General features: G+C 69.1%; 1 protein-coding gene. It reads right to left on the reverse strand.

What is annotated here, in order from left to right:
• Positions 1–84: 84 nt before the first annotated feature.
• Entirely contained in the window at positions 85–843 is a 759-nt protein-coding gene (locus tag JHN63_RS51410; RefSeq protein ID WP_200691992.1) for a DUF5995 family protein, read from the reverse strand.
• Positions 844–968 lie beyond the last annotated feature (125 nt).

Genomic DNA, 968 nt, shown 5'->3' on the forward strand with positions numbered 1-968 from the left:
ACCGCATCCTCGCCTCCACCGACCCCGACGAACTCGCCACCTGGCTCGACCGCTCCCACGACATCACCCACGCAAGGGAGTTGTTCACCGCACCGCGCTGTCCAGATGAGCGATGACAGCAGCCACGTCACCGCTCTCCGTATGCCGGATCAGTTCCAGCGCCGGGCGGACCAGGGCGCCAGGGCGTGCGATCAAGCGGGCCAGTACGGCCGCCCGGATGTCGAGCCGTTCGATCGTCGCCGCGCGCTCCTCCTCACTCTGCCCCGCCAGCACCACCGCGTTGTGCCACGCCTCCGCCCGCGACTGGACGATGCTGAAGTCGAGGATCTGTTCGTCGGTGCGGCCGCCGACCTTGTCCAGGAGGGACAGGAGGGGGGACACCGCGTCGACCGAGTCCTGCACCGCCAGCACCACCCGCGCCAGGATGTCGTTGATCAGCAGGAAGTCGTGCCGTAGCGCCTGGATGTCCTTGCCGGGGTCCGTGCCCGCGGCGGCGACGGCCAGGTCGAGGTTGATGTGGGCGTTCACGCCGAGGATCAGGTGCTGGACGATGACCGTGTCGGAGTCGGTGAGCAGGCCGAAGGTCTCGCGCCAGCAGCGCGGTCCGCTCCGGTCGCGCAGCCACGCGTCGTGCGCGGCGAAGTAACGGTTCCCGAAGAGCGTGTCGAAGCGGTCCATCCGCGGGCCGTCCTCGAACTGCCCCTCGTGGATGGCCTTCCGGATCTCGACGGTCACCTGTCGGTACAGGGCCGCGAAGTATCCGATCCGGTCACCGGCCCGGGTCGCGTCCCGCACGATCTCCGCGAGCCCGTCCACGACCTCGTCGATGTTCTGTGCCGTCATTCCCAACTCCCCTTGGCAGAGCCACAGTTCGGACTGCCAGTCTCACCGATGACACCCGCCTCGGTACGGCCCACCCACACATCCGCACCCGCACCGCACCCCCACCCGTCCGACGGCCGTCCGCC

This window comes from Streptomyces sp. MBT65 (genome assembly GCF_016612545.1).
Classification (GTDB): domain Bacteria; phylum Actinomycetota; class Actinomycetes; order Streptomycetales; family Streptomycetaceae; genus Streptomyces.